Source organism: Nevskiales bacterium (genome assembly GCA_035574475.1).
GTDB lineage: Bacteria > Pseudomonadota > Gammaproteobacteria > Nevskiales > DATLYR01 > DATLYR01.
The window spans coordinates 1-5,969 of the sequence record DATLYR010000217.1 but is presented as its reverse complement, the minus strand read 5'-3'; the positions used below and the strand labels follow the sequence as shown (position 1 = coordinate 5,969).

Below are 5,969 nucleotides of genomic sequence, written 5' to 3'. Positions count from 1 at the left end.
CCTTCTGGCCGATGGCGCGTCCGCTCACCAGCACCTTCGAGCGGGTCTTCAGCCGATAGCGCTTGAGCGAATCGGGCGAGGCCTGCGCCTTCACCGTCTCGGGGCGGGCCTGGAGGATGTAGATCTCGCCGTCGATGCCGTCCTTGCCCCACTCGATGTCCATCGGGCGGCCGTAATGCCGCTCGATGATGACGGCCTGCCTGGCGAGCGCCTCGACGTCGGCATCGGTGAGACAGAACTTCAGCCGCTCGGCGGCCGGCACCTCGACGGTTTCCACCGTCCTGCCGATGCGCTTGTCCTGCGAGTAGACCATCTTGATGGCCTTGGCGCCGACCGTGCGCCGCAGGATCGCGGGGCGTTGCGCGGCGAGGTTCGGTTTGTAGACGTAGAACTCGTCCGGGTTGACCGAGCCCTGCACCACGGCCTCGCCCAGCCCCCAGGAGGCGGTGATGAACACCACGTCCTTGAAGCCGGACTCGGTGTCGATGGTGAACATCACGCCCGAGGCGCCAATGTCGGAGCGCACCATGCGCTGCACGCCGGCGGACAGCGCCACCTGGCTGTGCTCGTAGCCCTGGTGCACGCGGTAGGAGATGGCGCGATCGTTGAACAGCGAGGCGAACACGTCCTTGATCGCGTGCATGACGTTGTCGATGCCGCGCACGTTGAGGAAGGTTTCCTGCTGGCCGGCGAAGGAGGCGTCCGGCAGGTCTTCGGCGGTGGCCGAGGAGCGCACGGCGAAGGCGGGGTCCGGGCCGCTGTCCGCGGCCAGCGCGGCGAAGGCGGCGCGAATTTCCTCGTCGAGCTTTTTGGGGAAGGGAGCGTCCACGACCCATTTGCGGATCTGGGCGCCGGTCCTGGCCAGCGCCTCGACGTCATCCACGTCCAGTGTTTTCAGCGCGGCATCGATGCGCTGGTCGAGCTTGTCATGCTTGAGGAACTCCCGGTAGGCTTCGGCGGTGGTGGCGAACCCGGTCGGCACGCTGACGCCGGCCTGGCTCAGCTGGCTGATCAGCTCGCCCAGCGAGGCGTTCTTGCCGCCCACGCGCTCGACGTCGGTCATGCGGAGCCGGTCGAAGGGAATGACGTAACTGTTCGACATTGACCTACCCTAGGTGGAACCGACTTGGATCAGAAGCGCCCGGTTTTCTTCATCTCCGACCGTACCGGCATCACGGCCGAAACGCTTGGGCATACGCTGCTGACCCAGTTCGACGAGGCCGAGTTCAAGCAGATGACGCTGCCGTTCATCAACTCGGCGGACAAGGCGCGCACCACGGTCGAGTACGTGAATCATGCGGCCAAAACCAGCGGTTTGCGGCCAATTATATTCAGTACCACGGTCAGTGACGAGATACGCGGCATCCTGCGCACCGCCGACGGCCTGTTCCTGGACCTGTTCGACACCTTCATCGGCCCGATCGAGCAGGAACTGCACGTCAAATCCTCGCACGCGATCGGCCGGGCCCACGGCGTGGCAGACGAGAGCAGCTACAGGGCGCGCATGGAGGCGATGAACTACGCGCTGCACCACGACGACGGCCAGACGGTCAAGGACTACGACCGCGCCGAGGTGATCATCATCGCCCCCTCGCGCTGCGGCAAGACGCCGACCTGCATTTACATGGCCATGCAGCACGGCGTGTTCGCGGCCAACTACCCGCTGACCGACGACGACCTGGAGAAGGCGCGGCTGCCGGCGGCCCTGCTCAAGTACCAGGCCAAGCTCTACGGTCTGACCAGCGAGCCCGAGCGCCTGCACCAGGTGCGCAGCGAGCGCCGTCCGGGCAGCAAGTATGCCTCACTGCACCAGGTCGGCTTCGAGCTGCGCCAGGCCGAGCAACTGTACACGCGCAACAACATCCCGTTCGTGAACACCGCCAACATGTCCATCGAGGAGATCGCGACCCTGATCATGCTGGAGAAGAAGATCGAGCGCCGGCATTTTTAAGAAATAGAACAGGATTAACAGGACGCTTCAGGATGATCAGGATGGATTCTTTCTTGGAGCAAGAAAGCTCTTATCCTGTTCATCCTGTTAAATCCTGACCATCCTGTTCTATTTCTTAGGTCACGACATCAGGCTCTGCGCGGCCGGTGATGCGCCGGATGCCGGCCAGCGCGTCGGCGACCTGCGCCAGCTGCGCCAGCACGGCGGCGGGATCGAGCGCCAGGCGGTCGGCGGCGGTTGCGTAGCGCTCCAGATACAGGCGCAGGGTGGCGCCGGCGGTGCCGGTGCCGGACAGACGCAGCACGATGCGCGCGGCATCGCCGAACACGACACGCAGGCCCTGGCCCCGGCTCTCGCTGCCGTCCACCGGATCGTGGTAGCAGAAATCGTCCGCGGCGGTTACTGACAGGTCCGCCAGACTGCGGCCCGGCAGCGTGCCGAGCGCTTCGCGCAGCGTCGCCATCACCGCCTGTGCTCGATCGGCGGGCAGTTCTTCGTAGTCGTGGCGGACGTAGTAATGCCGGCCGAAGCGCGTCCAGTGGTCGCGCATGATCTCGGCTACCGAGATACGCCGCGCTGCCAGCAGGTCCAGCCAGGCCAGCACCGCCCACAGGCCGTCCTTCTCGCGCACGTGACTGGAGCTGGTGCCGAAGCTCTCCTCGCCGCAGAGCGTGATGCGGCCGGCCTCGAGCAGGTTGCAGAAGAAGCGCCAGCCGGTCGGGGTCTCGTAGCAGGGCAGCCCGAGACGCGCGGCCACCACGTCGAGTGCGCGGCAGGTCGGCATCGAGCGGGCCACCCCGGCGAGGCCCTCGCGGTAGCCCGGCGAGACGTGCAGATTGGCCGCCAGCACCGCCAGGCTGTCCCCGGGGCTCACGAACAGGCCGCGGCCCAGGATCATGTTGCGGTCGCCGTCGCCGTCGGAAGCCGCGCCGAAATCCGGCGCGTCCGGCGCGAACAGCGCGTCCACCAGCGGCCGGGCATGCACCAGGTTCGGGTCGGGATGGCCGCCGGCGAAATCCTCGCGCGGTGCGGCGTTCCACAGGCTGTCTTGCGGGGCGCCGAGTTGCTCGACCAGGATGCGCCGCGCGTAGGGCCCGGTGACCGCGTGCATGGCGTCGAAACGCAGGCGGAAGCCGGTGCGCAGAAGATCACGGATGCGATCGAAGTCGAACAGCGTCTGCATCAGGCGCGCGTAATCGTCCACCGGGTCGATGACCTCCACGGCGAAGCCGCCGAAGTCCTGCAGGCCGCGGCGGTCGATATCCACCGCCGGCAGATCGGCGATGCGGTAGCGCGTGAGCTGCCGGCTGCAGGCGTAGATCGCCTCGGTCTGGGATTCGGAGGCCTGGCCGCCGCTGGCGAGGTTGTACTTGATGCCGAAATCGCCCTCCGGCCCGGCCGGGTTGTGGCTGGCGGTGAGCAGGAAGCCACCGTTGGCCTTGTGCACGCGGATGACGTGCGAGGCCGCCGGCGTGGACAGCAGGCCATGCTGGCCGACCACGACCCGGCGGTAGCCATGGGCCGCGGCCATGGCGATGACGGTCTGGATGGCCTGGCGGTTGTGATAGCGCCCGTCGCCGCCGACCACCAGCACGCCGCTGCCGCGTTCGGGCAGGGCGTCGAACACCGCCTGCACGAAGCTTTCGAGATAATGCGGCTGCTGGAAGACACGGACCTTCTTGCGCAGCCCGGCGGTGCCGGGGCGCTGGTCCTGGAAGGGCGTGCAGCGGATTTCGCGGATCTGCATGGGATGATTTTCGTGATGGCGCGGCGCCGGTGGGTATCTTATAGTCCGGTCATGGATGCGACCATCCACACATTGCTGCGGGGGCGCTCGTCGAGCCTGACACGCCTGATGGCGCTGTACGAGGACAGCTACGCGCGCCTGTCGCAGCTGCTGCCGGAGCCGGATTTTCCGTTCGACGCCGCCGTGTCACGCAGCGCGCTGGATCGCGAGCTGCACCTGCGCGTGCTGGAGCGCTCGCGCTACACGGTGACGCTCAACCTCAGCTACCGCTTCGAGGAGGCGGGGGTGGTGCTGGTGGAGCCGGACGTGGACATCCGCGTGTACCGCGACGTGGCGCTGGCCGAGGCGCTGCGCGTCGGGCCGCACGCGCACTGCGCGGTGCTGCGCGACCTGGACCGCGAGCTGGGCCCGATGCTGCAGGGGCGCTGGGGCCGCAACCTGCTGCTGAACAAGTGGCTGGCCTACCTGCTGGCGCACGGCCACGGCTTCAGCCTGGCAGGACGGCCGAGGAAGAGGGTTCTGGAGAGATTGCCGTAGGTCTTGTCTGGTTTGCTTGTCGAGGGTGGGCCCGCGGACGCGGGCCTAGGCATGCGCGAAGCGCATGACTAAGCCTTTGCGGCTTCGGCGACCAGTCCGCCCTTCAAAAAATAGGCGTCGATGCCTTCCTTGCACAGCAGGTAGGCGGCCACCGAGCTCTGCTGCCCGTTCTCGCAATAGACCACGTAGGTCTTACCGCGGTCGAGCGTGGACAGGCGGCTGCGCAGGATGAAGAACGGGATGCTGGTGCTGCCCGCCATCGCAGGACTCTTGCGGTCCACCGGCATGCGCACGTCCAGCCACTGCGCGCCCTTTCCGATGAGTTCCTGCGCCTGCCTGAGCGACAGCGGGCGGGTGATCGGCTCCTTGAGCAGCTTGACGAAATCCTGCTTGGGCAGGCGCATGAGCTTGCCGGGCGTGATCATGGTGATGGTCGCGTTGCGCTTGTCGCCCGAGATCAGCGCATCCTCGCCCAGGCAGGCGCCGGGGCCGAACTCCGCGAGCTTGACTGCCGGCTTGCCGGGCACCTCGCGGCTCACCCGGCAGCGCCCCTCCGCAATCACGTAAAAATAATCGCCCTCCGTGTCCTGCTTGATCACCACGTCGCCGGCATTGACGGTAATGGAGTCCATCTTCATGAACACGCTCTGCAGGTTTTCGGGGGGCACGCGCTGGAAGCCGCGGATGCAGAGGAAATTGCTCATCCAGTCGCTGGTTTCCGCCACCGCAGCATTGGCCGGGCGGGTCGCACTGGCGGCGGGGCCGGACGCCGGCTCCGGCTGGTCCCAGGCGAGCACGCTGTTGAGCAGGTTGCTGTCGACCTTGAGCAGGCGCACATCGGTGGCCGCCACGGCGCTGATCTGGCTCGGCACCTGGTTGGGCATCGGCTGCAGGCATTCCGGGCTGCCGCCCGTGACCGAGCCCTGTACGCGCTCGTCCGGCGGCGGCGTCAACAGCTCGACCTTGCCTTCCAGCACGTACAGCGTGTCGTAAACGGACTGGCCGGCCTTGAACAGATAGACCTCGCGCGGTATCTCGACCTGCGAGATGCCCTTGCCCATGATCAGCGCCTCGCGGCCTTTCGCACTGAGCTTGTTGAGAGGGATGAACCTCTCGAACACGGTGGGGTCGATGGCGGCGGTCACATGGTTTCCCGGGTCACCAGCACTTGATGGACCCGTCTAGTTTCACTGCCCGGACCGTCTGCCGCAATAGCCTTCATACACCGGCCGGCCCGGACCTGCGCGGTCTGTCCGACTGAGCTAGAGTCAGCGCAATGGGTATGTCATCGGGGGGGGGTAAACGCCGTCGCGCACGCGCTGCCCGGCTCGGGATCAGCGCTGCGGTGCTGCTGCTGTTCCTGTTGCACGGCTTCGGTGTCCTTAGCTGGGGCCTGCTGGTGCAGGTCGAGAATTTCTTTTACGACGCGCGCGTGCGGCTCACCATGCCAAATCGCGTGGATCAGCGCGTGGTCATCGTCGACATCGACGAGCGCAGCCTGGCGGTCGAGGGCCAGTGGCCCTGGCCGCGCGACCGCCTGGCCCGGCTGCTGGACGAGCTGTTCGATCACTATGGCGTGCAGGTGGTCGGCTTCGACGTGGTGTTCCCGGAGCCGGACAAGACCGGCGTGCTGATCGAACGGCTGCTGCAGGAGCTGCAGACAGACCCGGCGGCCGCGCCGGCCGCGGCCCGGCTGGCGGCGCGCCAGCCGGACGCGCGCTTCGCCGAGGCGCT

Annotated in this window: 6 protein-coding genes; 3 read left to right on the top strand and 3 right to left on the bottom strand. The window is 66.9% G+C overall.

Annotated elements, in window-relative coordinates; all coding sequences use genetic code 11:
- The coding region (locus tag VNJ47_13060; GenBank protein HXG29763.1) for a PEP/pyruvate-binding domain-containing protein at nucleotides 1-1,102 on the bottom strand (1,102 nt) is incomplete at its 3' end.
- 24 nt (nucleotides 1,103-1,126) lie between these two features.
- On the opposite strand from VNJ47_13060, the gene VNJ47_13055 reads away from it, so the two are divergent.
- Nucleotides 1,127-1,951: a pyruvate, water dikinase regulatory protein gene (locus VNJ47_13055; GenBank protein HXG29762.1), complete on the top strand. Its 825-nt coding sequence runs from the start codon at nucleotides 1,127-1,129 to the stop codon at nucleotides 1,949-1,951.
- A gap of 115 nt (nucleotides 1,952-2,066) precedes the next feature.
- On the opposite strand, the gene VNJ47_13050 is transcribed toward VNJ47_13055, so the two are convergent.
- Nucleotides 2,067-3,698, bottom strand: a complete 1,632-nt coding sequence (locus VNJ47_13050; GenBank protein HXG29761.1) for an alpha-D-glucose phosphate-specific phosphoglucomutase — start codon at nucleotides 3,696-3,698, stop codon at nucleotides 2,067-2,069.
- Between the two features lie 51 nt (nucleotides 3,699-3,749).
- Here VNJ47_13050 and VNJ47_13045 point away from each other — a divergent pair, with 51 nt between their 5' ends.
- Nucleotides 3,750-4,235, top strand: a complete 486-nt coding sequence (locus tag VNJ47_13045) for a DUF1249 domain-containing protein (protein HXG29760.1) — start codon at nucleotides 3,750-3,752, stop codon at nucleotides 4,233-4,235.
- A 68-nt stretch (nucleotides 4,236-4,303) separates the two neighbouring features.
- On the opposite strand, the gene VNJ47_13040 is transcribed toward VNJ47_13045, so the two are convergent.
- Nucleotides 4,304-5,380, bottom strand: coding sequence for a cyclic nucleotide-binding domain-containing protein (locus VNJ47_13040; protein ID HXG29759.1), 1,077 nt, complete (start codon nucleotides 5,378-5,380; stop codon nucleotides 4,304-4,306).
- 200 nt (nucleotides 5,381-5,580) lie between these two features.
- Between VNJ47_13040 and VNJ47_13035 the strand changes: the two genes are divergently transcribed.
- The coding region (locus tag VNJ47_13035) for a CHASE2 domain-containing protein (protein HXG29758.1) at nucleotides 5,581-5,969 on the top strand (389 nt) is incomplete at its 3' end.